Genomic DNA, 24,929 nt, shown 5'->3' with positions numbered 1-24,929 from the left:
GTCTGGGGCATGGCGGGGGGCGTGGGCGACATGCTGGCGCGGATCGACGCCTCGCCCATGGCCGAGTGGCCGCTGCACCCCAGCCGCTGGGCCGGGCTGATCTTTCTCAGCGCTGCCGCGATTCTCTGCCTGCCCCGGATGTTCCAGGTGCTGGTGGTGGAGAATGCCGACGAGGCGCATCTGGCCACCGCCTCCTGGGCCTTTCCGCTTTATCTCATGCTGATGAGCCTTTTCGTGGTGCCCATCGCAGTGATGGGGCTGGAGCGATTGCCCGCGGGGTCCAACCCCGACCTATTCGTGCTCACGCTGCCGCTCAGTGAAGGGCGGGGCGGGCTGGCGATGCTTGCCTTTCTTGGCGGGCTTTCCAGCGCGACGAGCATGGTGATCGTGGCGGCCATCGCGCTTTCCACCATGGTTTCGAACCATGTGGTGATGCCGCTCTGGCTGCGCCGCCAGCAGGTAGGCGGGGCGATGATGGCGGGAGATGTGCGGGCGGTGGTGCTCACGGCGCGGCGCATCTCCATCGCCGGGGTGCTGCTGTTGGGCTACTTCTACTACCGGGTCTCCGGCGGCTCGGAGGCGCTGGCGGCCATTGGCCTCATCTCTTTTGCCGGGGTTGCGCAGGTGCTGCCGGCGCTGATGGGCGGGCTGTTCTGGCGCGGTGCGACCCGCAAGGGCGCGGTGGCGGGGCTGCTGGCCGGGTTTGGGCTTTGGGCGTGGACGCTCTTCTTGCCCAGCTTCGGCCCCGGCGGGCCGATCAGCGCCGCGGTGCTGGCGGAGGGGCCGATGGGGCTGGCCTGGCTGAGGCCGCGCGCGCTGTTCGGGATCGAGGGGATGGACCCGCTGGTGCATTCGCTCTTCTGGTCGGTGGGGCTGAACGCGCTTTGCTTTCTCGTGGTGTCGCTGGCCAGCTTCCCCGGCCCGCTGGAGCGGCTGCAATCGGCGCAGGTGGTGAACGTTTTTGCCCATACGGTAGGCGCGCGGGGCTGGACGCGGGGCAGCGCGGAGGCGGAAGATCTGCTGATGATGGCGCAGCGCATTCTCGGCGCAAGCGAGGCGCAGGCCCTCTTCCGCCGCCAGGCCGAGGCGCAGGGGCGCGCGGGACAGCTGCCCGACATCACGCCGGAGTTTCTCAGCCAGATCGAGCGGGAATTGGCGGGCTCGGTCGGCGCGGCGACGGCCCATGCCATGGTGGGCCAGCTTGCGGGCGGCTCCTCGGTGCTGGTGGAAGACCTGATGCGGGTGGCGGACGAGGCGCAGCAGATCCTGGAGTACTCCAGCCAGCTGGAGCAGAAGTCCGACGAGCTGACCCGCACCGCCCGCCAGCTGCGCGATGCCAACGAGAAACTCACCCAGCTTTCGATCCAGAAGGACGCCTTCCTCAGCCAGATCAGCCATGAGCTGCGCACGCCGATGACCTCGATCCGCTCGTTCAGCGAGTTGATGCGCGACGGTGGCCTTGCGCCCGAGGAGCAGGCGCGCTTTGCCGGGATCATCCATGACGAGGCGCAGCGGCTGACCCGGCTGCTGAACGACCTGCTGGACCTCGGGGTGATGGAAAACGCTCAGGTGAGCCTGAACCTCGCGCCCGCGCGACTGGCCGAGCTGATTGACAGGGCGGTGGCCTCTGCCGCCCCGGCGGGGGCAAGCCTGGCCATTCGCCGCGATCCGGCACGCGAGGCCCGCACCCTTGTGACCGATGGCGACCGGCTGGTGCAGGTGTTCATCAACCTGATCGCCAATGCGGCCAAATATTGCGACGCGCCGGCGCCCGAACTGTCGATCGAGGTGGGCGAAGGCGAGGGGGAGGGCTGGCTGACGGTGGACTTCATCGACAACGGCTCGGGTATCGAGGCGCGGAGCCGGGAGATCATCTTCGAGAAATTCGCCCGGCTGACAGATACTTCCGCTGCCGGCGGCGCCGGGCTGGGGCTGGCGATCTGTCGTGAGATCATGGCGCGGCTGGGGGGCGAGGTGGCCTATCTGCCCGGCAAGGGGGGAGCGGCCTTTCGCGCAAGGCTGCCGATTGCGGGGCAAGCCGGGCAGGCGGCGTGAGGCGGGCCGGTCTTGCGTGAGGAAAGCAAGCCGGGGTTAACCAATTTCAAACCTCAGCATGCCAAAACGGCCCAAACGCCTGCCGGGACGGCGGGCCACGCCCGATGGAGCCATGACGGAATCACCTCGAGAGCTCGTGCTGCGCCGCAAGTTGGAGGCTGGCGCTCCCGACCCGGCCCTTGCCGTGGCCGGGCTTCCGCCTGTCGAGAAGGCGCTGGGCCTCGCCATGGCCCGCGTCTCGGACAAGCTCATGGAGCTGGTGGTGGCCGCCGAGAGCACCGGGCAGGTGACGCGCTCGCTGGCCGAACTGCTGGATGAGGTGCCCGAGAACGGGCTTTATGCGCTGCTGGAGGGGCCTCAGGAGGCGCAGGGGGTGATGGTGCTCGACAATGCGCTGATGGGCGCGCTGATCGAGAAGCAGACGGCAGGCGCACTGGTGGCGGGCAGCCCCACCGCGCGCAAACCCACCCGGACCGATGCCGCACTTTGCGCCGACTGGATCGACGCGGTTCTGCGCGCCCTTGCGGAGACTTTTGCCGAGGCGGTGGCGGCAAGCTGGCTCTCGGGGTTTGCCTTTTCCTGTCATCTGCCGGATGCCCGTCCGCTGGGGCTGATGCTGGAGGACGAGCCTTACCGCGTGCTCGATTTCTCGCTCGACATCGAGGCGGGCGCGCGCAAGGGGGCGGGCAAGCTCATCCTGCCCGCGCTGGGCCGCGCGCCGGAAGGGCGGCCCGCCAGCGCCGAGGAGGGGGACGCCGCGCCGCACCCTGACGACCGCGCGGCGTGGGAGCGGCGGATCGAGGCGCAGGTGATGGAGGCGGAGGTGGTGCTGACGGCGGTGCTGCACCGCTTCGACCGGTCGATCGCCGAGGTGCTCGACTTCGCGCCGGGTGACCTGTTGACGCTGCCTGAAAGCGCGATCGGCAGGCTGCGGCTGGAAACCGGCGATGGCACCGCCGTTTCGGGCGGGCGGCTCGGCCAGAGCGCGGGGCTGAGGGCGGTGCGGCTCACCGAGCAGGGCACCGAGGGCGCGGCGGAGGCGGATGACCCGCTGGGCGCGGCCATGGCGCTGCTGGACGAGGAGGTGGATGCTGCGGAGAGCGATGACCTGCCTGACATGCCCGATCTGCCGGATCTGCCCGATCTGCCGGAGGGCGATGGCTTGCCGGATCTGCCCGACCTGCCGGAGATCGGCGGCAGCGATGAGCCGGGTGGCCTTCCCGAGCTGGCAGGGGTGGAAGACCTGCCGGATCTGCCGGAATTGCCGGAGCTGGATGGTGCTCTGCCGGACCTGCCGGAGATCGACGACCTGGGCGACCTGACGGGGACGTAGGGGCGCGCCGGAACGGGCGGGCCCGGGCGGCGGTGGCGGATGGCGGGCGCAACTGGGCGCGCGCGCACCGGCACCGGCCCCGATGCCAGGACGGCGGACAGCGGCTGCGCGCATAGGCGGATCGCGGGCGAAGCCGTAGTGGCCGCTGTGCAGGTTCTCTGCCCGCTGTGGCTGCGGGGCAGGGCGTGCTTTTCGCCGATGGCGTCTTGCCGCGCGGTGACGGGTGTTCTGACTGGCGGACCGCGAGGCAGGGCGGGCCGAGACGCGCGCTTGTGACGCGCAGCCCCCGTGCCCGCCGTCGTCTCAGTCTTTGCGCAAGGCGTCGAGGCGGGGGGCGAGGGCGGCGAGGTCGTATCCGGCGCGGGCTGCCGTGGCGACAAGCTCATCGGTCGGCGTGCTCGGGGCGGCGCCCAGCATCCAGAGCACGGTGCAGCGGGTGCCCGACTGGCAATAGGCCAGCACCGGCCCGGCGGACTCTTCGATGGCGGTGCGTTGCCGCTCGACCACCTCGGGCGTCATGGAGGAGTGCACCACGGGATTGACCACGAAGGCCAGCCCCGCCGCCTCGGCGGCTTCCTGCACTGCGGCAGCCTGGAGGCCCGGCGGCACTTCGCCGTCGGGGCGGTTGCAGATGATCGTGGTAAAGCCCGCCGCCGCGATGGCCTCGACCTCCTCGGGCGCGATCTGCGGCGAAACGGAGTGCTTAGGGGTCAGCTGGCGGGGGTCCATCGGATGTCCTTTCTGGGCGCGGTTCGTCGGGGGGGCGCCCGGAACCGGACAGCCCTCGCAGTTGATATACCTCAATGAAGCCCGCGTTCCAGCGCAATAGGCTGGGCGGAGCAGAGTGGGAAGGAGTGCCCGAGATGACGACCCCGACAGAGGCCCGCAAGACGGCGCTTGAAACGCGCCTCGCCGAACTGGACGTGCGGCTGCATGACATTCAGGACGAGCTGGTGAGCCACAACAGCGCCGACTGGGAAGAGCTGGCGACCGAGCGTGAGGAGGACGAGGTGCTGGAGGGCCAGGGCGTGCAGGGCCAGGCCGAGATGGCCGCGATCCGGGCCGCGCTGGCGCGTATCGAGGCGGGAGAATATGGCAACTGCGTGAAATGCGGTGACGCGATTTCCGAAGAACGGTTGGACCTGCTGCCCCACACGCCCTTCTGCAAGGCCTGCGCCACCTGAGCCGCGCGGCCCCCCGCCGCCCCCCTTTGCCTCGGCGCGCTTGTCATTCCCGGCAGGCGCGGCTTTGATGCGTTAAGCCGCGGGGCAAGCGGCATCGGGTGACGCGGAAGGGGCGGCAATGGGCACAGTGGTCAAGCTCAACGTGCAGGAGGGTGTGGCGCGCATCGTGATCGATGCGCCGCCGGTGAATGCGCAGTCGCTCGCGGTGCGGCGCGGCCTCTGGGAGGCGGTGCAGATCGCCGAAGCCGACCCGAAGGTGGTGGCGCTGGCGATCCTCGGGGCGGGGCGCATCTTTTCGGCCGGAGCCGACATCGCCGAGTTCGAGGAAGACGGGCAGGACCCTTGGTTTGGCACGCTCTACAACCGGATCGAAGCGTGCAGAAAGCCGGTGGTGGCAGGCATCCGGGGCGCGGCGCTGGGTGGCGGGCTGGAGCTGGCGCTCGCCTGCCATTTTCGCCTTGCCACGCCCGACGCCCGACTCGGGCTGCCGGAGGTGACCCTGGGCCTGCTGCCGGGGGGCGGTGGCACCCAGCGCGCGCCCCGGCTGATCGGTGCAGAGGCGGCGCTTCGGCTGATGCTCACTGGCCAGCCGATGGGCGCGCGCGCCGCCGAGAAGCTGGGGCTGATCGACGGCGTGGTGGAGGGTGACCTGGCCGAGGTGACGGTGCAGCTTGCCCGCGAGATCGGGCAGGGAAGCGAGGGCGCCCCCCCGCGCCGCACCCGTGATCTGCGCACCGGCCTGGCCGACCCGCAGGGCTACGAGGCGGCGGTGGCGCGCGCCCGGGCCGAGCTAGAGGCCGATCCGGCCCGCGCCGTGCTGGAGGCCCCGCACCGGGTGATCGACTGCGTGGAGGGTGCGCTTCTGCTGCCTTTCGAGACCGGGCTGGCCTATGAGCTGGAGGCCTTCGAAGAGTTGCGGGGCGGCCGTCAGTCGGCAGCGCTGCGCCATGCCTTCTTTGCCGAGCGCGCGGTGGCGCGGCCCGCCCGGCTGGGCGAGGCGAAGCCCGCGGCACCGCGGCGCGTGGGCGTGGTGGGCGGTGGCGCAAGGGGCACGTCGCTGGCGGCGGCGGTGGCGGCGGCGGGCGCGGAGGTGCGCCTGATGGAGCAGGACCTCGGCCACCTGGAGGCAGCGATCGGGCGGGTGCAGGCGCATCTGGAGGGCGAGGTGGCGGCAGGCCGGATGAAGCCGGAGGCCGTGGCGCAGGCGCTTGGCCGGGTGTCCGGCGCCGAGCGCGATGGCGGGCTTTCGGGCTGTGACCTGGTGGTGGAGACCATGCCGGAAGAGAGCGGGCTGAAGGGCGACCTGCTGGCCCGCCTGTCGGAGCTGTTGGGGCCGGGGCCGGTGCTGGCGACGACGGCGCGCCGCGCCGAATTGAAGACGCTGTCTGCGCCGTTGGCGCATAAGGCGCGGTTCATCGCCCTGCGCTTTGCCGGGCCGCCGCATGAAGCGGGCCTTCTGGAGGTGGGCGCGCGGCCCGACGCCGAGGGCGCAGCGGTGGCGCGTGGATTCGGGCTGGCCCGGCTGCTGGGCGTGGCCGCGATCTGGGCCGAGCCTGCGGTGGCTGAGTTCATTGCCGCAGCCGGGCGCGCGGCGGGCGACGACATGGTGAAGCGCGGCGAGGCCAGCCGCGAGGAGGTGGCCGCGGCGCGGGCATGGTTTGGCATGGTGGCGGAGGCGGATGCGGGCGATGCCGATATTGCGGGTTGGCGCGCGGAAGAGATCATCGCGCCGATCTGCCTGGCCATGGCCAATGCCGGCGCGCTGATGCTGGCGCAGGGCGTGGTCGAAAACGCCGCCGCGATCGACGTGGCGATGATGGCGGGCGAGGGCTTTCCGCGCCACGCGGGCGGGCCGATGCAGTGGGCCGAGGCGCGCGGGCTGGCGCGGGTGGAGGCGGAGCTCAAGGCGCGGGCCGAAAGCCATGGCGAGGCGCTCTGGGCCCCCGCGCCGCAGTTTGCCGAGCTGGTCAAGAACGGGCAGGGCTGGGCGGACCTTTAGCGCGGCTGGGATGAGGACCGACGGGCAGAAGAGCTGCCCCGGGGTCAGCCCAGCAGCAGGCCCGTGATCACCAGCGCCAGCCCGATGGCCGAGACACCGAGGGCGGCCATGTTCCATGCGCCCATCTTCTGCATGTGGGCGACCATTTCCTCGTTGGGCAGCCCGGCGTTGCGGGCTTTCATCACCGAGCGGACGCAGGCGAGGATGCCGATGACGCCCGCGAGCGCGAGCGCGGCACCGGGCCAGACGAGAAGCGACAGGTCGAGAGCGGCGGTTTGTTCCATTCGTGCGAGGTAGCACCGTGCGGTGGGGCTTTTCAAGCGCGCTGCGCGCCGCTACTCAGGGCGCCGTGGCCAAGAATGAGAACGAGGCAGAAGGAGTTTCACATGAGCGACGTTGATACCGGAGGCGATCAGGGCGGCACGCCGGGCAGCTACCGCGTGGCAGCCGACGAGTTGCGCCAGTTCATCGAGCGGTTCGAGCGGCTGGACGCCGAGAAGAAGGACATCGCTGAACAGCAGAAAGAGGTGATGGCCGAGGCCAAGGGCCGGGGCTATGACACCAAGGTGATGCGCAAGGTGATCGCGCTCAGGAAGCGCGAGCCCGACGATATTGCCGAGGAAGAGGCGGTGCTGGACATGTACAAGCAGGCGCTTGGCATGTGAGCAGGCGCTCAGCGCCGAGGGATTGCGCCGCCTCCGGGCGGCGTTTTCATGCGGAGTGCCGGGCGTTCAGGCCGCCACGAAGCCCGGCGCCGTGCCGCGCGGCTCGGCGGGCAGGTCGATATCCCACATCAACGAAGCCAGCATGCGCGCCTCGTAGAACCTGAGCGTGGGCCGGGCGAGCTGGAGCGAATGCTGCGCGCCGATCTCGCCCAGGTCGATGTTGCCCGGGAGGCCGGGGAAGATGGAGGCGATTTCGCACTGGGCTGCCGTGCCGAGGCGGGCGCGGGCGACATCGCCGTAATAGAGGCTTTCACAGGCCAGCCCCTCGGCCTCGATCACCTCGTGCTGGGGCAGCATGAAGTGGGCGTATCCGATTTCATGGACATTCACGAGGTCGATCCCCGGCACCCCGACGAGCGCGCGGGCGGGCACGAAGACCTCCGGCGCTCCGAAGTGCAGCTCGGCCAGCGGATCGGCCATCAGCACCCGGTGCTGTTGCGACAGCACGAGCGGGGCGGGGTTGCCGAAGGCGCCGGCATCAAAGCGCACGGGCGCGGCATCGGCCCGGCCCGGCACGAGGCTTTGCCCGATCCACATCACCGGTTGCGCGCCGTTGTCATGGGTCAGCACGCGCTGGCCCGCGCGCAGCCGCTCCACCGGCACCATGCCGTCCTCGGTGGCGATGCGGGTGCCGAAGCCGAAGCAGACGTAGCCGTATTGCTGCAAGCCGTCCTGATCGGTGGTGTAGAAACCCGGCGGGTTTTGCGGATCGTGATTGTCCCAATACCATTGTTCGAGGTCGAACTCGGGCGACCAGACGACCTGGATGGTGTCGCCATTGCCATCGACCCCTTCAAACACCACCGCGCCGCCCTGATCGCCGTTGATGTCGACGAAATCGGAGCGCACGACCACGGCATCTTCCAGCGTGCCGCCGCCGCTATTGCCGGAATAGGTGAGATCATAGGTGTCGCCCACCGAGAACTGATAGGGCGAGCTGTCGCCCGTGTTGGAGGTGATGGTGAGGTTGGAGGTGGAGTTTGGCGGGTAATCGAAGGTCGAGGTGCCATCGCCACTGTTGACGTTGGCGCCGCTTGCGATGCCGAACTCGCTGTCGGGCGCGGTGATGGTGATGGGCATGAACGGGCCTCCGGTAATTGCGCGCGGAGCTTAGGCCGCGGGCACCGAAGGCTTGGTTAACAAGCTCGGAAAACCGCCAAGAATTTTAGGGAAACCCTTGGGTCAGGGGGCGAGGAAAGTGACGCCCTCGATCGAACGGATCCGTTCGACATCCTCAACGTAGGATTGGGTGAGCTGCTCGACCAGCTCTGCGCTCCAGCCGGGCAGGTCCATCTCAACCTCGACGGCCTCGGGGCGGGCGTATTTGTCGAGAAAGGCGGTGACCACGCGCTGGCGCTGCTGCGGCGTCTTCACCGGGTGTGAGGCCAGGTAGCTTTCCATCCGGCACAGTCCCTCCTCCGACATGATGGTGCCCAGCAGATCGTTTTCGCCCTCGATTGGCATGGTGGCCGGCATGGCGCCCATGTCGCGCAGGATCTCGGGCCAGATCAGCGGGGTATCCTCGTTGCACCAGGCCACGAGGCGGGCATCGGGCACGGCGGTGCGGATAGCCGCGACGGTATCGGACCAACGCAGCTCGACCGGGGTGACGCCGGCGATGAACGCGGTGAAATCCTCTTCCTTGCAGCGCCCGAACAGGTCGGGGATGAAGGTGGCCGGGTTGGCAATGCCGATATGAAATTCGGCCTCGGCCTCGGGGAACAGGTTGCGAATCCAGCGCACCTTCTCGCCGATCTGGGGGTAGATCCGATTTTCGGCCAGCACGGCGTGGGCGGCACAGACGAATTGCTCGTTTGAGAACACCAGCCGCTCGGCGTGATCTTCGTCAAGCACGGCGGCGAGCATGTCTTCCTGTAACTCGGCGGATGCTGGCTGGCCCTTGAGCGCGTTCATCGCCTCGCGCAGCACGCGGCGGTAGCGCCCCGGCCCGGTGACCATTGTGCCGATCTCGGCCAGCTCACCCTTGTTCTTGAGCAGGCAGCGGAACAGCTTGTCGTTGTCTGTGCAATGTGCGCCCAGGTGGTACACGACCTGCATCGGATCGTCCCCTCGTTACTCGTTTTGCCTCTTCGCCCCCAAGCGTTGCCGCACAATATGGTGCTTTGCCCGGCAGATAAACCGCTTTCCATTGGCCTTGCAGGGGTTATTGCCGGGAGGGTAGGGAGCAATCATGGCAGATGTAAGCACAGGGCAGGGCAGAAGGCGGCGGGCGCGGTTGAACGGATGGTCGACCGGGTCGGTGGCGATTGCGGTGCTGGTGCTGATGCCGATTGCCGCCGTCGTCGTCATGGCGCTGACCCCGGCCGAGAATATCTGGCCCCATCTCGCCGCCACGGTTCTGCCGCGCTACCTAGAAAACACGGTAGTGCTGATGCTGGGCGTGGGCGTGCTCGCGGCCTCGATGGGCGCGGGCGCGGCCTGGACGGTGGTGATGTATCGCTTTCCGGGGCGGCGCTGGCTGGAGTGGGCGCTGTTCCTGCCGCTGGCGGTGCCCGCCTACGTGGGGGCCTACGCGCTGGTGGACTTCCTCGAATACGCGGGGCCGGTGCAGACCGCCCTGCGCGAGGCCTTTGGCTGGACCAGCGCGCGGGACTACTGGTTTCCCGACATTCGCTCCCGCTGGGCGGCGGTGCTGGTGCTTGCCGCTTCGCTCTATCCCTATGTGTACCTGCTGGCCCGCGCGGCCTTCCGCGAGCAGCCGGGCGGGGCCTATGAGGTGGCGCGCGCGCTGGGCGCGGGGCCGGTGGCGCGGTTCTGGCGGGTGGGGCTGCCGTTGGCGCGCCCGGCCATCGCCGCCGCAACGGCGATCGTGATGATGGAGACGGTGAGCGATTTCGGCACCGTGGAGTTCTTTGCCGTGCAGACGCTGACCACCGGCATCTTCTCGGCCTGGCTGGAGGCGGGCAACGCGGGCGGGGCGGCGCAGCTGGCCTGCGTGATCCTCGTGCTGGTGCTGGTGCTGGTGGTGCTGGAGCGGGCCTCGCGGCGCCGCGCCAAGGTGCACCAGGGCGCTCGGGGCGTACGCCCGGTGGCGCCGCAGGCGCTGGGGCCGGTGCGGCGCTGGCTGGCGTTCGGGCTCTGCATGGTGCCCTTCTCCTTGGGCTTTCTGCTGCCGGTCGGGGTGATGGTGCATCACGGGCTGGGCCCGAAGGCCGACTGGCTGGACCCGCGCCTCCTGGAGGCGCTGGGCAACACGCTGGTGGTCGGCGGGGTGGCGGCGGTGCTGACGGTGGCGGCGGGGCTCTTCATGGTGTACGGCGTGCGGCTTTCGGGCCATGCGCTGCCGCGGATGCTGCTGCCGGTGACCACGCTGGGCTATGCCGCGCCGGGCGCGGTGCTGGGCGTGGGCGTGCTTCTGCCGCTTGCCGCGCTCGATCACCGGGTGGCCGACGCGGTGCAGGCGCTGACGGGGTGGGACCCGGGGCTGGTGCTGACAGGCTCCGCCGCCGCGCTGGTCTTTGCCTACGTGGTGCGCTTCTTCGCCATCGGGCAGGGCGCGGCGGATGCGGCCTTCGGGCGGATCTCGCCCAACATCCCGCTCGCCGCCCGCGCGCTGGGCCGCACCCGCCGGGGCGTGCTGGCGTCAATCTACCTGCCGCTGATGCGCGCCTCGGTGGGCACCGCCTTGCTGCTGGTCTTCGTGGATTGCGTGAAGGAACTGCCAGCCACGCTGCTTCTGCGCCCGTTCAACTATTCCACGCTGGCGGTGCGGGTCTATGAGGAGGCCTCGCTGGAGCACCTGCCCCAGGCCGCCCCGCCCGCGCTGATGATCTGCGCCACCGGCCTCGCTGCCGTCGCGCTGCTGGCCCGGGCGAACCGCTAGAAGGGCTTGCACCACGGCCCCCGCCACGCTACCTCTCGCCCCGCAGTGCCCCTATAGCTCAGCTGGTAGAGCAACTGATTTGTAATCAGTGGGTCGGGAGTTCGAGTCTCTCTGGGGGCACCAGAACATCAGGAACTTTGGCGTGCGCCCGCTGCTGTAATTGAGTGCCAGGACGCGCACAGGATGTGGCGCATCGCGTGACGGTTGCTTCCCTGTTCTGCAGTGGCGCGTTTTGACGCGCGCTTTGATGTTCTTGAAGCTCAGGGTGCGTCGCTGCCTGGTGGCACATTGCGAATCGGCGGTCCGACGAGCCGCGCGGCATTGGCGCTGCGGGCGACGGTATCGCGCCATTCGGATGATGCCGTGGCAGGGCTGGCGGAGGTGATGGCGGCACCCCGTGCGGGGGGAGCATGCGTTGCTCAGGGCGATTGCAGTGCATCTCGGTGCACGGGGCATCCTCAGCCGGCGCGGTGGGGAAGCGGCTTTGTCCCCCTCCGGTTCGGGCGCAGTCTGCCTGCACACGCAAAGGCTTACAGTTTCGAGCGCACGTATTTCAGGTTGTTGTCGAGAAGCGAGCTCTTTCCGACGTCCGTCAGGCCGAGCTCGTAGATCTCTGCCGCGCGCGCCCAGTCGGATTCGAAATGCATGCGGGCCCATTTCTCGTAGGTGTAGACCTTCAGGTCGTGGGTCTTGTCCGCCGAGAGGGCGCCAGAGAGCGCGTTGACGAGGTCGAGCGCGTGTTCCGGGGCCGGGGCGGAGAGATGTTCGTCGACCCGTTTTGACACGATCGACACCACCACATCCTCGCGAGATTTGCTGTCCGGCAGGATTGCTTTCATCTCTTCCACAGCCGCGAGCAGGCCCGCCACGTCGCCTTCTGCCAGGGCCTGCCGCGCCCATTCCTGCTGGACGTAGGGGATATTGCGCTTCAGGTCGGACGAGTCCGGGACGACCTGAAGGCCGGTTGCATAGGCCGATAGCGCGTCGCGCCAGGCTTTTCGGTCAAGCTGGTTGTCTCCCCAGCGCCTGTAGAGCGTGATGGTGAGGGAGCGGACCTGCTCGGGCTCCAGGAAGGCGCGGGCGAGGGCGATCTGCTCTTTCGCGGCGTCCACCTTGCCCTCGTCCAGCAGCGTCGAGATCATCCATTCCAGCGTGCGTTTGCCCATCTCGGCAACCGCCTCGTCGCCCGGAAAGAGCGTGCCCAGCACCGAAAGTGGCCCGGCGACGGAGGCTGCGCCCCCCTCGGCACCGGCGCTTCGGGTCCATTCCTGCGCGATGTAGGCGACGTTGTTGGAAAAGAGCTTTGGGTCGTCCAATTCGGCCCGCGCTGCGGAATAAACCCGCGCCGCGTGCTCCCAGTCCTGCGCCGACATGGCCGCCTGTGCCTCGCGGTCGACGATGAGCAGGCGAAGGTCGCGCCATGTCTTGTCGGTCAGCAGGAGTTGGGTCGAGTTGAGAAAGGCCAGCGCGCCCGCGTAGTCGCCTGCCTTGGCAAGTTCTTGCGTTTTCAGGATGATCTCACGCTCATTGGCACCGGGTTTTGCGAAGAAGGGGAAAAGCTCCCGCAGACGGGCCGTGACCTCGGCCAGCCGTTCGGGGCTTTCGGCAAGCGCGGCCTCGCGCCACTTGGAGGCGGCGAAACGCGCGTTGTTCTTGAGGTGCCGGTCGTCGGGGTGGGCACGGAGCCCGTCGGCATAGATCTGCGCTGCCGCCGGCCAATCCTCCGCCTGGAGCAAGGCATCGGCGTAGAGGCTGTAGACGTGGGCGCCGAAGTCCTTCTCTGAGCGGACGAGTGCGAGGACCGGCTTTGCCAAGGCCGCCATCGGGAGAGCGTCATCGATGGGGCGCTCGGCGGCGGCGTCGCGGAGCGCGCGGGCAACGTAGCTTTCGGTGACGTCGTCGAGGCCGTCTACGTCGGGGAAGCGCTCTGCCATGGTCCGGAGTGCGCCAAGACCAGAGGGAAAATCGGCCCCGGCGCGCGCCCATTCCTGACCGAGGTAGCGCAGATTGCGCGCGATGCGCCGGGAGTCGGGATAGGCGGCAAGGCCTGCCGCGAGCACATCGGCCGCCTCGGAGAAGGCCCCGGCGTCCATGAGCCGGTTGCTCCAGCGGAGGTAGACTTGGGCATGCCAGTCGCGCAGCTCGTTCCGTGCGTCGCCCTCCAGCGTTTCCAACCCCTCTTCGCCGAAGGCCAGCGCGGCCTCCCATCGTCCGTTTTCGATCATCGTCTCCGCGGCGCGTGAAAAGATCGCTGCGCGCCAGGGGGCGAAATCCTCTTCGGGGATCTCAGCGGCAGCCCGCGTGAGCAGGTCGAGCGCGCCGGCGGGATCGCCCGCATCGGCGGTTTGGAACGCCCAGCGCTGCCACAGGGCGAGCTGGTTGCTCGCAAGGCCGCGGTCGTCCGGCGCGAGCCTGCGCCCGAGGGCGGCGACCTGAACCGCCTCCTCCCAGCGCCCGTCCGAGGAGAGGGCGATGCTCCACTTTCCGAGGGACGCGAGCGCGTTGGTTGCCGCCGAGGAGAACTCCGGGTCGAGACTCATGGCGCGGAAGTTGGCGAGCAGCGCCTCGTGGAAGCGGCCCTCCCGGAGGTGCATGACGCCGTGATTGTAGTAGATCAGCGCCGCCAGACCGGCCGCGCCGATCTCGCGCCGCTTGGAGCGGTTCGACTCGGGGATGTAGTTGAACCCGGTGAGCGCCTCGAAGGCCTCGATCTTCTCGCGGCGCGGGTCGAAGCCCTGCGGCGTGGTGGTTTCCACGTCCATGTGGTTGGCCCCGTCGTAAACGATCGAGAAGGCGTGGTCGGGCACTTCGATTGCCCGCGCGTCGAGGCCGAGGCGCAGGGCGAGGGCGTTGTAGACAACGGCTGAGGACACGCAGTTGAACAGGCCCTCGTCGAGCAGCACCGACAGGTCGGTTTGCTTCTCGCGGTAACCGGCAGTCAGGACCTTGTCATGCAGCCAGGGCAGCATCTGACCGGCCAATTCTGCGGGCGGCAGGTTGGTGTCGATCTGGCGGCGCAGCTCGGCCTCGATTTCATCGAGCCGGGCGATGTAGCGCGCGCGGGCGTCAGCATTGCGGATGCCGGAGGCGAAGAGGGCGATTTCCTCGAAGTCTTCCCGCGACAGCGCGCCACCTGCCGCGCGATCAAAGATCTCGCGTTCCTCCGTCGTGAGAGAGAGATCCCCCGTGCCGAGCGCGGCGAGGCCCTCGATGATCTGGAGCGCGCCGGTGGGGCTTTCGCCGAACTGGTAGGTCGTCGCAGGCGGGCCCAAGGTGCCTTCGATGCCCAGGTCCGCGAGCGTGACCGAACGCGCTTCGGCGGCGGGGGACAGGCGGATCATCACCCAACTGGTCGCTGCGGGCCGGAGCGGGAAGCGCTGGGTGGGCTTAAGCGGATCTATTCGCTCGTCCAGCACCGAGCGAAACCCGCTGTTGGAGGAGATCGTGGAGGTCAGCACGTCGACGCGGCCAGGCGGAGCGTTGCGGCCCTCTGCGAGGGTAAGCACGAGGGTAGAGCCGCTGACGATCTCATCGAACCGGAAGACGAGGTCCACCGAGCCGCCGGCCTCGACATCGAAGGTCGCGCTGGTGCTCTCATCGCTGTCTGTCAGTTTTTCCAGCGTAGGTTCGCTGACGGGCAGAGCAGCCGTTCCCTCCACCGGCACGAGCGCCAGAAAGTCATCGGCGACCGTCGGTGCGGAAGGCAAGGAGAGCACAGCGGCGCAGGCAGCCAGTTTGCAGATCCGGAACATCATGGTTCCTCCGTTCGGGCCTCCCCATTCTCGGCAGGGATGCCGCGCAGTCAATGTTGGCTGCAGGGTTTGTTTGAGCCGGGACCGTCTGAGACTGTGCCAAGCCGCGCTCACGGCTCAGAAAACGCTACCCTGTTCCGGGTGATCTGCGGCGCGGATGTTTCGCGATTTGCTGCGCGACCGGGTGGCGGAGCTGGCCGATATCGATGGCCCTTTCCGCGGTCAGGCCTTGATCGTCGCACGTGCTGGTCCTGCCATTGAGCGCGTCTCTGTGCCTGGTCGCCGGTCGTGGCGCGGAACTCCGGCCGGGATTCGCGGGCTCTGCCGCTCTCGCTGCTGCCTAGAAATCCAGGCCGAGGTCCAGAACGCTGGCGGAATGGGTCAGCGCGCCGGAAGAGATATAATCCACCCCGGTGGCCGCAACCTCGGCGATGCGCTCCAGCTGCATGTTTCCCGAGGCCTCCAGCACCACCTGCCCGGCGGCCATGTCGACCGCCCGCGTAAGGCTTTGCGTGTCCATGTTGTCGAGCAGCACCACGTCGGCGCCGCCCTCGTCCAGAACCTCGGAAAGCTGATCCAGCCGGTCGACCTCGATTTCGCAGCGCAGCATATGCGAGGCGTGCGCCTTCACCGCCTGCAATACCGGACGGATGCCACCGGCGGCGGCGATGTGGTTGTCCTTGATCAGGATTGCGTCCGACAGGTTGAAGCGGTGGTTGAAGCCGCCGCCGTGCAGGACAGCCTGCTTTTCGACGAGGCGCAGCCCCGGCGTCGTCTTGCGGGTGCAGGTGATGCGGGCTTTCGTGCCGCGCGTCTCTGCCACGAAAGCGGCGGTGAGGGTGGCGATGCCCGACATGCGCCCGGCGAAGTTGAGCGCCACCCGTTCGGCGGCGAGGATCGAGGCGGCATCGCCTGCGATCTCCATCAGCAGGTCGCCCGGTGCGACCGCGTCGCCATCGGCCTTGTGTGTGGTGATGTTCAGCGCCGGATCGACCAGCCGGAAGGCCAGCGCGGCGATCTGGAGGCCCGAGACAACACCGGGCATGCGGGCGTTGAGCCGGGCGGTATAGGCCGTGCCGGGTGGGATGACGGTGCGGGTGGTGATGTCGCCGGAAGTGCCGAGATCTTCCATCAGGGCGGCACGGACGAACGGTTCGAGGATCAGGTCGGGCAGGGGGGCGTGCGTCATGCGGGGGCCTTTGGAGCGGTGGTTGTGGCGTTGGCGGAATCGCGGAGGGTGAAGGCCTCGGCGAGGGTCAGGAAGGAGCGGGTGCCGGTTTCTCCCGTGGCCTCCGGATGGTCGGCGCGGAAATGCGCGCCCCGGCTCTCGCGGCGCGCCAGTGCGGCGGCGGCGATGAGAGTGGCGGTGGCGGTCATGTTCAGCAGCGGCGCGCAGGTGGGTTGGGCGGCTTCGATCCGGGCGATCTCGGCGAGGGTTCGGTTGAGGCCCCCGGCACTGCGGATGACGCCCGCGCCATCGGTCATTGCCTGGCGCAGCGCGGCTACCAGCGCCGGATCGGGCGGCTCGGCCGGGCCCAGATCGGGCAGGTGCAGCGCCTGTGCAGCGCCGGGCGCGGGCAGGGTGGCGTTGATCGCCAGAGCACAGCGGCGGCCATAGACCAGCGCTTCCAGCAATCCGTTCGAGGCCAGCCGGTTGGCCCCGTGCAGCCCGGTCGAGGCGACTTCGCCGCAGGCCCAGAGCCCGGTCAGGCTGCTTTGCCCGGCGGCATCGGTGGCGACGCCCCCCATGTGGTAATGCGCGGCGGCGGCCACCGGGATTGGCTGGGTGAGCGGGTCGATCCCGGCCTGTTGGCAGGCCTCGGCAACGGCGGGGAAGTCGCGCAGGATCGACGCGCCGAGGGCTGCGCGGGTGTCGAGCGCGGGGGCGAGCCCGGCCTGGGTTTGGGCATAGACGGCGCGGGCCACGATATCGCGCGGGGCAAGCTCGGCGTCGGGGTGGGCCTCCAGCATGAAGCGGGCGCCGTGCCGGTTGATCAGCACTGCCCCCTCGCCACGCAGTGCCTCGGTTGCCAGTGGCGCCGGGTCCAGCCCGCAGGCGATGGCGGTGGGGTGGAACTGGACAAACTCGGCATCGGCGATCTGCGCCCCGGCGCGGGCCGCCATGCCGATCACCTGCCCGCGGACGCGCGGCGGGTTGGTGGTGAGCGTGTAGAGCCCGCCCGAGCCGCCGCCCGCCAGCAGCACCGCCGGGCCGCGCAAAACGACGCTCTCGCTCAGGCCTGCATCGCAGCGCGCCACCGACACGCCGGTCACGCGCCCGTCCGAAAGCTCCAGCGCGGTGGCCATCACCCCTTCGAGCACCTGCACATGCGTGGCCTCGCGCAGCTGTGCGGTGAGCGCGCGCATGATCTCGGCCCCGGCCTGATCGCCCCGCACCCGGACGACGCGGGCGAAGCTGTGTGCGGCTTCGCGGGAGAGCACATAGGCCCCGTCCTCCGTCCGGTCGAAGGGGGTGCCGAGCCCGGTCAGGTCGAGGATGTGCTCGCGCGCCTCGCGGGTGACGGCCTCGGCCACGCGGGCGTCCACGGTGCCCGCGCCGGCACGCAGGGTGTCGCGCGCATGGGCCTCGGCGCTGTCGGCCGGGTCCATCGCCGCGGCCACGCCGCCCTGGGCCCAGGCCGAGGAGGCACCGCTGCCCAGTGGCTCGGGCGAGATCACCAGCACCGGGCGGGGGGCGAGCTTGAGCGCGGCGTAATGCGCTGCCAGCCCCGCCCCGACGATGATAACGCGGGACGTCTCTATCGGGCCCGCCACCTCAGCCGGCCAGCCGCGCCGAAAGGTCGATCATCCGCTGCACGGCCACACGGGCCTTCGCGGCCACGGCCTCTTCGACCTCCACCGCGCCCTCCATGCTGTGAAGCGACCACAGCACCTTTTCCAGCGTGATCTTCTTCATGTAGGGGCACATGTTGCAGGGGCCGACGAACTCCACCTCAGGCAAGGCGTCGGCGATGTTGGAAGCCATCGAGCATTCTGTCACCAGCATCGCCTTCTCCGGCTGCTCCCGCGTGACATAGTCGATGATGCCGCTGGTGGAGCCGGAGAAATCGGCCTCGGCCACCACGTCGGGCGGGCACTCGGGGTGGGCGATGATGCGGGTGCCGGGGTTCCAGCCGCGAAAGTCGCTCAGGTCGCGGGCGGTGTATTGCTCGTGGACGATGCAGGCGCCGTCCCACCAGACCACGCGCTTCTGTGGCACCTGTTTGGCCACGTTCTGCGCGAGGTACTTGTCGGGCGTCATGATGATCGTGTCGCTCTCCTGCGCGGCGACGATCTGGGCGGCGTTGGAAGAGGTGCAGCAGATGTCGGAGGCCGCCTTAACCTCGGCGGTGGTGTTCACGTAGCTCACCACCGGCGCGCCGGGATATTGGCGGCGCATCTCCGCAATGCCCTCGGCGGTGATGCTCTCGGCCAGCGAGCAGCCGGCCTCCATGTCGGGGATCAGGACGGTCTTGGCGGGGTTCAGGATCTTGGAGGTTTCGGCCATGAAGTGCACGCCGCATTGCACGATCACCTGCGCCTTGACCTTCGTGGCCTCGATCGCCAGTTGCAGGCTGTCGCCCACCACGTCGGCGATGCCGTGGTAGATTTCGGGCGTCATGTAGTTATGCGCGAGAATCACCGCATCGCGCTCTTTCTTCAGCCGGTTGATGGCCGCGACGTAGGGGGCATGAATCGCCCAGTCGGGCGGCGTGACGACCCGGCTCATCCGCGCGTAGAGATCGGATGTGGCCGTGGCGATTTCGGTTGAAGGCGCGAGATCGTAGTGATCGGCGAGTTCGGCGCGCAGCGCGAGCTGGTCGAGCAAGGGAGAATGGTCCTCAAGTTGGTTCGGATCGCCTCATGGGCAGGGCAGCGCGCCGGAACCGACGGCTGGGGGACTTCTACGGAGCGAATGACCCAAGGGCAAGTTCGCGCTTGGGTGGCATGGGACGCCTTGCGCAAACATGCCAAACCCCGGCGGCGCAAACGCAACTGGAAACGCCATGGAGACTCAGCGGGTCGCTTGGCACCGGGGCAACGTCGGCGGCTTGCACGGCGGGCTGCCTGGTGCGCTTGGTCCGGTGGCTTCGATAGGGTCGAGGGCCGACAGGCGGAAGCCAAGTTCGTTGAGTGTGGTTCTGTCGCTGTTTGTGCCAGCGCCCGTGCGCGGCATCGGCCGGCGGTTGCGGAAGATCGCGGGCCGGGCAACGCGCTCCATGGTCAACTGACGGACATGACCTTGGCCGGGAGGGGCGAGAGTGAAACCGTTTGTTCCTTTCTCCCGATCTCAGGCAGGCTTGGGGTCAGAACGCAGAGCCAAGGTCTCTCGACTGGGGTTTGGCCCGGAGGCGACAGGGCGATCTTTGGCCTGCGCGATGCAGCCCGGTTGCGAAACACCCTTTCGGCTTGCGTCAACCTCATCCAGCCCTGTCCGGTATTCGCATCTCCAGCAACACCGAGGCAAGGCATTTGCCATGCGCGTCCAGCGCCAGCGAGCGGGTGACGCCGCCGGTCAGCGCGCCACGGATCACGAAGTTGAGCGCATGCAGTGCAGGCAGTTCGTAGCGCGTGATCGCCTCCGGCGCGAAACATCCGAAATGTGCTGCCACGCGCTCCGGCGTGACCACCTCGCGGATCAATGCCCAATGCGCCGGGTCATGGGCGATGACCGAGATGTTGGAAATGTCGCCCTTGTCGCCGGTGCGGCCATGGGCGATGTCATGCAATTTCATCCTCGGCCTCCATCATCTTGACCGTTGCGACGACCTCGGCAGCCGGAATGAGCGTGGAGCCGATTGCGAGAACAGGGCGGTGGTGGCTGCGCGCCCCGCCGCCACCGGCCGGCCCTGAGAGGTAGAGCGCCTCGACCTCCTCGCCCACGCACCGGGCGGCTTCGGCGTCCTGACAGCGGGCGGCATAGCGCATCCGCACTTCGGGCACCCCGGCGGCTGGCTCTGCTCCCGGGATCACCGAGTTCAGCCCGATCAATTCGCCGCGTGCCTCGTGAATCCGCGTCTCCAGCGGTTTCAGGCGCGCGCGCACCACCTCGATGGCCAGGGTGCCCCGTGCCACGCAATTGGCCCCCGCATAGGTGATCTGGCCTTCACCCATCCAGCCATCACGATAGCCGACCGACACCTTGAGGAGGCCCGAGGCGGCCTGGCCCTGGGCACCGGCGACGGCGATGCAATCGGGCGCGGTCTGGGCGAAGGTGACGCCGGAGAAGTCGGCAATCACGTCGGGCTGAAGATAGCGCGCCGGGTCGTGAATTTCGTAGAGCATCTGCTCGATGCAGGTGGCGCGGGTGATTTGCCCGCCGGTGCCCGGCAACTTGGTAATCGTGGCGTTTCCCTCTGCATCGACGCTGGCCAGCGGGTTGCCGACGTGGGCGAGGTCGGGCACGTCCTTGACGCCGGGGTCGGCAAAATACCCTCCGGTGATCTGGGCGGCGCATTCCAGCAGGTGGCCGACGAGCACGCCGCGCCCGAGCCGGGCCCAGTCATCCCGCGCCCAGCCGAACTCGTGGACAAGCGGCGCGAGAAACAGTGACGGGTCGGAGGCGCGACCGCAGATCACCACGTCGGCCCCCGCCTCCAGCGCCGAAACCAGACCCTCGATGCCAACATAGGCGTTGGCGGAAACGAGCCGCTCGGAGAGCGCGGAGGCGGGTTCGCCGGTTTCGTCCAGAATGTAGTCACCGATCCGGTCGAGCACGTCGTCGCCTGTGACGGCGGCGATCTTGAGGTCGGTCAACCCCAGCTCACGCGCGATTTCGGCGGTGCGTTTGGCCGCACCACGCGGGTTGGCCGCACCCATGTTGGTAATGATGCGCGTGCCATTCTTGTGGCAGGCGGGCAGGACCGCGCGCATGCGGCGCGCGAGCAACGGGTCATATCCCGCCTCCGGATGGCTGATCCGGTCCTGTTGGGCCAGCGCGATGGTGCGCTCGCCCAGGCATTCGAACACGAGGTAATCCAGCGCGCCGCGCTCCGCCAGGTCCACCGCAGGGGCCAGCCTGTCGCCCTGAAAGCCCGCGCCTGCGCCGATCCGAACCACGCTCATACCATGGCCTCCCGCCTGGCGCGCCCGGCAAAGAAGGCGCCGGCCAGCAGCGCCAGCGCAATGAAGGGGGTGACGGGGTGGGGGTAGATGGCCAGCGCGATGATGGCGGCGTAGAGCGCCACATCGGGCGCCCGATGGCCAAAGAGCCGCGCGCCTGACAGCAGCCCCGGCACCGCGATGACCAGCACCAGACCGGCGGCAATCGCCTCCAGAATGTCGAGCGGGGTGCCGCCCAGCAGCATGCCGGGATAGAGCAGCAGCAGGAAGGGCACGATATAGGTGACGGCGCCCAGCCGCACCGCTTCGCCCGCGGCGGGCAGCCAGTTGGTGCCCGCGATGCCCGAGCCGACGAAGACTGCCACGCAGACCGGTGGGGTGATGACGGAGATGGTGGCGAAGTAGAAGACGAAGAGATGGGCGGCCAGCGGGTCCACCCCCACCGCCGTCATCGCCGGGGCCAGCACGGCGGCGACCAGCACGTAGGCGGCGGTGGTCGGCAGGCCCATCCCCATGATCAGGCAGACGAAGCCGACGATGATGGCCACGAGCACGATGCTGTCTCCCGCGATCGAGACGATCAGGGAGGAGAGCGTAACGCCGATGCCGGTGAGGTTGATCATCGAGACCAGCACCTGCGCTCCGGCCAGCAGCACGCCGATGATGACCATGCCCTTGCCCGCGTCTTCCAGCCCGGCAATCAGCTTGCCCGCCATCTGCCGCGCCGAGAGCCGCCCGGCCTCGGTGGCGAGGAAGGCCACCAGCAGCCCGAGGATGCCGTAGAAGGCGGAGGTGGCGATGGAGCGGCCCAGCCAGATGCCCACGCCCAGCCCGCCGAGCGCGGCGAGGATCGGCAGCACCCGGCGCGGGGCGAGGATGGTGGTCCAGTCGGGCATCTCGGAGTCAGGCACCACGGCGAGGCCCCGGCGCAGCGCGACGAAATGCACCGTCATGAAAACCGAAAGGTAGAAGAGCACGGCGGGCAGGATCGCCCCGACGATGATGGTGAGGTAGGGCACACCGAGGATTTCGGCCATCACGAAGGCGGCCGCCCCCATGATCGGCGGGGCGATCTGCCCGCCGGTGGAGGCCACCGCTTCGACGGCGGCGGCAAAGGGGCGCGGGTAGCCCAGCCGGATCATCATCGGGATGGTGAAGTTGCCGGTGGTGGCCACATTGGCCACGGCAGAGCCCGAGATCATGCCGAAAAGACCGGAGGCGATGGTGGCGATCTTGGCCGCGCCGCCGGGCTGGCGCCCGCCAAGGCGCATCGCGAGGTCCATGAAGGCCTGCCCGCCGCCGGTGTGCAGCAGCAGCGCGCCGAAGAGCACGAAGGCGGCGATGACGGTGGCGGCAACGCCGGTGAGCATGCCCCAGATACCGAGGTCGCCGAGGAAGATGGTTTCGGTCACGAAATCCACGCCGAAGCCCCGGTGGCGCAGCGGCCCGGGCAGCAGGTTGCCGAAGAGCGCGTAGCCAAGCCCGAGGCAGACCAGCACCGGAAAGATCAGCCCCACCGTGCGCCGCCCCAGCTCCAGCACCGCAAGCACGAGGCCCGCCGTCAGCGCCATATCGAGCCCTTTGGCCCAGGGCAGCTCGGTCATGATCCGCTCGTAGTTGACCACCACGTAACCGCAGGCCGCCATGGTGACGGCGGTGAGGGCAAGATCCACCGCCAGCCCCACAGGGCGCCAGGACTTGCCCGCGCCCAGCGGGTAGAGCGCGAAGCCGAGCGCGGCGACGAGCGCGAGGAACAGCGCCCGCTGGATCAGCCCTTCAAACGGGCCGGTCGCGGCGGTGTAGAGAACGAAGAGGCCGACGAGGATCGCCAGCCCCTTCTGGATGCGCTCGGCTGTCATGACGCCCGCTTACTCGGCGGGTTGCAGTTTGGCGGGCAGTTCGATGCCCTGCTCTTCAAACCAGCGCGCCGCGCCGGGGTGCAGCGGCACGGTGCCGAATTGCAGCGTCATGTCGGCCAGATTTGCGCCCTTGAGGCTGGCCATGGCGTTGGCCTGTGCGGTTTCGTCCTCCATGATCGCCTTGACGATCTTGTAGGCGGTGTCTTCATCCATCGTGCTCGGGGCCGCGACGCCCACGCCGAAGCTCCAGGTGGTGTAGGCCGGAACGCCGTCTGCCGCGCCTTCAGGGATGTCGACCACTGAGATATCCGGCATCTCGGCCCTGAGCTTATCGGCCTGCTCGGGGGTGAGGCCGAGGATGGCAATATCCGTCGAGGTGGCGATGTCCATCGTTGAGCCGTCGAGCTTGTTGCCCGAGCCGGACTTCACGTAGCCCGCCACGCGGTTGTCCTTGATCATGCCCACCACATCGGTGGTGGAGCCGCGCACGTAATCGGCGGACAGGCCGAGGGTGTTGAACACCGCTTCGGTCGTCGCCTCGGTGGCTGAGCCCTTGATGCCGGGGTTGAAACGCACGCCCTCCAGGCCCGACAGATCGGAAACGCCGGCGTCAGCACGCATCACCACGTTCTGCGGCGCGCCGGTGTAAACCCAGAGCAGCCGCAGGTCTTGCGGGTTGCCGTCGAAGGCATTGGTGCCCGCAGCGGCGTGCTGGGCGACGTTGGTTGTGACAAGCCCTAGGTCCACCTGATCGCGGGCCATGCGGCGGATGTTGTCCATCGTGGCGCCGGTTTCGACAACCGAAGCGCGCAGCCCTTCGGCGTTTTCGTTGATCAGCTGGCCGACGGCGACGAAATAGCCGTAGTGGCTGGACGAGGCCGAGGTGGAGCCGATCAGCAGGTCCTGGTCCTGCGCGGCCAGCGGACCGGCAAGCAGGGTTGCGCCCAGCAGGGCCTTGGCGAGATGTTTCATGAGTATCCTCCCTTGGTGCCCGCAGCGCGGGATCTGGGCGCAGCATGGCACAGGTTATCTATTGCTAGAATTGCTATGTTCGCGATAATTGATGCGAAATGCGCAACACTCCATCGCTCACCGACTATCGGATCGTTCGTGCCTTGACCGATCAGGGGGCTTTCCGGGCGGCTGCCGAAACGCTGGGCATGTCGCCTTCCGCCCTGTCGCGCCAACTCGCTGCGCTTGAAAGCCAGTTGGATGTGCGCCTGTTTGATCGTGACACCCGCAACGTTGCCCCGACCGCCTCGGGGGAGGCCTTCGCACGGCTGGCCGAGCGGATGCTGAACACCGCCGAGGACGTGATGGAGGAATTCGGCGCCCACCTGTCTGCCAGCCGGGGGAGGCTGACCATCGCCGGGCTGCCCTCCGTCACCGCCGGCCTGTTGCCGGGCCTTCTGAAGAGCTTCGCCGCGACTCACCCGGGGATCGATCTGCGGATCGTCGATGCGCTTTCTGGCAACGTGATAGAGGCCATCGAGGCAGGGCGCGCCGATATCGGCTTTACGGCTGGCACCGTCTCGGCCCGGATGCGCCTTGCCTTCCATCCGCTGCTCGATGACCACTTTGTCGCCGTCGGTGCGCCGGATGGGCCGCTGATGGAAGAGCGCAGCTACACGCTTTCGGAACTCACGGCCATGCCGGTCATCGCGATGGAGGTCGGCACCAGCGTGCGAGAGTTGCTGGACGGTGCCTGCCAGCGCGGCGGGCTTGCGCTGACGCCCCGCTTTGAGGTGGCGCATCTGGCCACGGCGGGCGCATTGGTGGCGGAGGGGCTTGGCATCACCATTTTGCCCACGCTGACCCTACCCGTGTTGCCGATGGAGCGATTGGTGCAGCGCCCGGTCGGGAATTTCGGCGCAAAGCGTCGTATCGGGCTGGTCTACCAGGCGGGTCGCTCGATTTCGCCAACGGCCAGGGCGTTCCTGGAGCACACCAGGCAGAACCTGCGAGGCATCTCCAAGCCCGGGCGCGGTTTCTCGGATTGACCTTCGCCGAACCTCCCGAAGAAGAAGGGGCGAGATCGGTCTTGCGGGCCTGGCCAGAAGGGACCGTTGCGCTGGTGCTGACCGTTGCGGGCCGGTTCAGGCGGCCTGCGCTAAA

19 protein-coding genes and 1 tRNA gene are annotated in these 24,929 nt (G+C 68.6%); 8 read left to right on the top strand and 12 right to left on the bottom strand.

The features are described from left to right. Together DYI42_RS09185 and DYI42_RS09180 are read left to right on the top strand one after the other, a co-directional pair. Positions 1-2,055 (top strand): ATP-binding protein (locus tag DYI42_RS09185; protein WP_213545634.1); only part of this gene is annotated, 2,055 nt, incomplete at its 5' end. A gap of 112 nt (positions 2,056-2,167) precedes the next feature. Beyond that, positions 2,168-3,388, top strand: coding sequence for a FliM/FliN family flagellar motor switch protein (locus DYI42_RS09180; RefSeq protein ID WP_213545633.1), 1,221 nt, complete (start codon positions 2,168-2,170; stop codon positions 3,386-3,388). A gap of 303 nt (positions 3,389-3,691) precedes the next feature. On the opposite strand, the gene DYI42_RS09175 is transcribed toward DYI42_RS09180, so the two are convergent. Next, positions 3,692-4,117, bottom strand: coding sequence for a TIGR01244 family sulfur transferase (locus tag DYI42_RS09175; protein ID WP_213545632.1), 426 nt, complete (start codon positions 4,115-4,117; stop codon positions 3,692-3,694). 134 nt (positions 4,118-4,251) lie between these two features. Here DYI42_RS09175 and DYI42_RS09170 point away from each other — a divergent pair, with 134 nt between their 5' ends. Together DYI42_RS09170 and DYI42_RS09165 are read left to right on the top strand one after the other, a co-directional pair. Further along, positions 4,252-4,572 carry a TraR/DksA family transcriptional regulator gene (locus DYI42_RS09170; protein WP_213545631.1) on the top strand — a complete coding sequence of 107 codons (321 nt, stop codon included), beginning with the start codon at positions 4,252-4,254 and terminating at the stop codon, positions 4,570-4,572. A 118-nt stretch (positions 4,573-4,690) separates the two neighbouring features. Beyond that, positions 4,691-6,571, top strand: a complete 1,881-nt coding sequence (locus tag DYI42_RS09165) for an enoyl-CoA hydratase-related protein (protein WP_213545630.1) — start codon at positions 4,691-4,693, stop codon at positions 6,569-6,571. A 44-nt stretch (positions 6,572-6,615) separates the two neighbouring features. On the opposite strand, the gene DYI42_RS09160 is transcribed toward DYI42_RS09165, so the two are convergent. Then, positions 6,616-6,855, bottom strand: coding sequence for a hypothetical protein (locus DYI42_RS09160; protein ID WP_244867753.1), 240 nt, complete (start codon positions 6,853-6,855; stop codon positions 6,616-6,618). A 102-nt stretch (positions 6,856-6,957) separates the two neighbouring features. Here DYI42_RS09160 and DYI42_RS09155 point away from each other — a divergent pair, with 102 nt between their 5' ends. Further along, positions 6,958-7,236, top strand: a complete 279-nt coding sequence (locus tag DYI42_RS09155; protein WP_140014886.1) for a DUF2312 domain-containing protein — start codon at positions 6,958-6,960, stop codon at positions 7,234-7,236. Positions 7,237-7,302: 66 nt separating this feature from the next. Here the strand turns inward: DYI42_RS09155 and DYI42_RS09150 are convergent, their stop codons facing one another. Then, entirely contained in the window at positions 7,303-8,376 is a 1,074-nt protein-coding gene (locus DYI42_RS09150) for a Hint domain-containing protein (RefSeq protein ID WP_213545629.1), read from the bottom strand. A gap of 102 nt (positions 8,377-8,478) precedes the next feature. Further along, positions 8,479-9,354, bottom strand: a complete 876-nt coding sequence (locus DYI42_RS09145) for a hypothetical protein (protein WP_213545628.1) — start codon at positions 9,352-9,354, stop codon at positions 8,479-8,481. Positions 9,355-9,487: 133 nt separating this feature from the next. Here DYI42_RS09145 and DYI42_RS09140 point away from each other — a divergent pair, with 133 nt between their 5' ends. After that, positions 9,488-11,140, top strand: coding sequence for an ABC transporter permease (locus DYI42_RS09140; RefSeq protein ID WP_213545627.1), 1,653 nt, complete (start codon positions 9,488-9,490; stop codon positions 11,138-11,140). A 47-nt stretch (positions 11,141-11,187) separates the two neighbouring features. Beyond that, positions 11,188-11,263 (top strand) — tRNA-Thr (locus DYI42_RS09135). A 407-nt stretch (positions 11,264-11,670) separates the two neighbouring features. On the opposite strand, the gene DYI42_RS09130 is transcribed toward DYI42_RS09135, so the two are convergent. The 8 genes from DYI42_RS09130 to DYI42_RS09095 form a co-directional block, all read right to left on the bottom strand. Then, a complete protein-coding gene (locus DYI42_RS09130) occupies positions 11,671-14,892 on the bottom strand; it encodes a hypothetical protein (RefSeq protein WP_213545626.1) in 3,222 nt (1,073 codons plus the stop codon). Between the two features lie 340 nt (positions 14,893-15,232). After that, positions 15,233-16,081 (bottom strand): carboxylating nicotinate-nucleotide diphosphorylase, encoded by an 849-nt coding sequence (gene nadC / locus DYI42_RS09125; RefSeq protein WP_213545625.1) that lies wholly within the window; start codon positions 16,079-16,081, stop codon positions 15,233-15,235. Further along, on the bottom strand, positions 16,078-17,667 hold the full coding sequence (locus DYI42_RS09120) for an L-aspartate oxidase (protein ID WP_213545624.1): 1,590 nt from the start codon (positions 17,665-17,667) through the stop codon (positions 16,078-16,080). Before DYI42_RS09120 ends, nadC begins: the two co-directional genes overlap by 4 nt. Before the next feature lies 1 nt (position 17,668). Continuing rightward, complete coding sequence (gene nadA / locus DYI42_RS09115) at positions 17,669-18,721, bottom strand: quinolinate synthase NadA (RefSeq protein WP_213545623.1); 1,053 nt, start codon at positions 18,719-18,721, stop codon at positions 17,669-17,671. Between the two features lie 592 nt (positions 18,722-19,313). Further along, a complete protein-coding gene (locus tag DYI42_RS09110; protein WP_213545622.1) occupies positions 19,314-19,628 on the bottom strand; it encodes an AtuA-related protein in 315 nt (104 codons plus the stop codon). Continuing rightward, entirely contained in the window at positions 19,615-20,958 is a 1,344-nt protein-coding gene (locus tag DYI42_RS09105; RefSeq protein ID WP_213545621.1) for an acyclic terpene utilization AtuA family protein, read from the bottom strand. Before DYI42_RS09105 ends, DYI42_RS09110 begins: the two co-directional genes overlap by 14 nt. Then, positions 20,955-22,814: a TRAP transporter permease gene (locus DYI42_RS09100; RefSeq protein ID WP_213545620.1), complete on the bottom strand. Its 1,860-nt coding sequence runs from the start codon at positions 22,812-22,814 to the stop codon at positions 20,955-20,957. The genes DYI42_RS09105 and DYI42_RS09100 overlap by 4 nt, the downstream gene beginning before the upstream one ends. 9 nt (positions 22,815-22,823) lie before the next feature. Continuing rightward, a complete protein-coding gene (locus DYI42_RS09095) occupies positions 22,824-23,786 on the bottom strand; it encodes a TAXI family TRAP transporter solute-binding subunit (RefSeq protein WP_213545619.1) in 963 nt (320 codons plus the stop codon). 98 nt (positions 23,787-23,884) lie between these two features. Here DYI42_RS09095 and DYI42_RS09090 point away from each other — a divergent pair, with 98 nt between their 5' ends. Next, on the top strand, positions 23,885-24,814 hold the full coding sequence (locus DYI42_RS09090; RefSeq protein WP_213545618.1) for a LysR family transcriptional regulator: 930 nt from the start codon (positions 23,885-23,887) through the stop codon (positions 24,812-24,814). Positions 24,815-24,929 lie beyond the last annotated feature (115 nt).

Origin of the sequence: Vannielia litorea, from assembly GCF_018424695.1 — a bacterium.
Lineage (GTDB): Bacteria > Pseudomonadota > Alphaproteobacteria > Rhodobacterales > Rhodobacteraceae > Vannielia > Vannielia litorea_A.
Note: the sequence above shows the minus strand (reverse complement) of the source record. Positions and strands in the feature narration are given on the sequence as shown.

What these genes read in the sequence shown, in the direction of transcription:
- DYI42_RS09180 (WP_213545633.1), top strand. Translation starts at nt 2,168, where the DNA reads ATGACGGAATCACCTCGAGAGCTCGTGCTGCGCCGCAAGTTGGAGGCT.
- DYI42_RS09175 (WP_213545632.1), bottom strand. Translation starts at nt 4,117, where the DNA reads ATGGACCCCCGCCAGCTGACCCCTAAGCACTCCGTTTCGCCGCAGATC.
- DYI42_RS09170 (WP_213545631.1), top strand. Translation starts at nt 4,252, where the DNA reads ATGACGACCCCGACAGAGGCCCGCAAGACGGCGCTTGAAACGCGCCTC.
- DYI42_RS09165 (WP_213545630.1), top strand. Translation starts at nt 4,691, where the DNA reads ATGGGCACAGTGGTCAAGCTCAACGTGCAGGAGGGTGTGGCGCGCATC.
- DYI42_RS09160 (WP_244867753.1), bottom strand. Translation starts at nt 6,855, where the DNA reads ATGGAACAAACCGCCGCTCTCGACCTGTCGCTTCTCGTCTGGCCCGGT.
- DYI42_RS09155 (WP_140014886.1), top strand. Translation starts at nt 6,958, where the DNA reads ATGAGCGACGTTGATACCGGAGGCGATCAGGGCGGCACGCCGGGCAGC.
- DYI42_RS09150 (WP_213545629.1), bottom strand. Translation starts at nt 8,376, where the DNA reads ATGCCCATCACCATCACCGCGCCCGACAGCGAGTTCGGCATCGCAAGC.
- DYI42_RS09145 (WP_213545628.1), bottom strand. Translation starts at nt 9,354, where the DNA reads ATGCAGGTCGTGTACCACCTGGGCGCACATTGCACAGACAACGACAAG.
- DYI42_RS09140 (WP_213545627.1), top strand. Translation starts at nt 9,488, where the DNA reads ATGGCAGATGTAAGCACAGGGCAGGGCAGAAGGCGGCGGGCGCGGTTG.
- DYI42_RS09130 (WP_213545626.1), bottom strand. Translation starts at nt 14,892, where the DNA reads ATGTTCCGGATCTGCAAACTGGCTGCCTGCGCCGCTGTGCTCTCCTTG.
- nadC (WP_213545625.1), bottom strand. Translation starts at nt 16,081, where the DNA reads ATGACGCACGCCCCCCTGCCCGACCTGATCCTCGAACCGTTCGTCCGT.
- DYI42_RS09110 (WP_213545622.1), bottom strand. Translation starts at nt 19,628, where the DNA reads ATGAAATTGCATGACATCGCCCATGGCCGCACCGGCGACAAGGGCGAC.
- DYI42_RS09105 (WP_213545621.1), bottom strand. Translation starts at nt 20,958, where the DNA reads ATGAGCGTGGTTCGGATCGGCGCAGGCGCGGGCTTTCAGGGCGACAGG.
- DYI42_RS09100 (WP_213545620.1), bottom strand. Translation starts at nt 22,814, where the DNA reads ATGACAGCCGAGCGCATCCAGAAGGGGCTGGCGATCCTCGTCGGCCTC.
- DYI42_RS09095 (WP_213545619.1), bottom strand. Translation starts at nt 23,786, where the DNA reads ATGAAACATCTCGCCAAGGCCCTGCTGGGCGCAACCCTGCTTGCCGGT.
- DYI42_RS09090 (WP_213545618.1), top strand. Translation starts at nt 23,885, where the DNA reads ATGCGCAACACTCCATCGCTCACCGACTATCGGATCGTTCGTGCCTTG.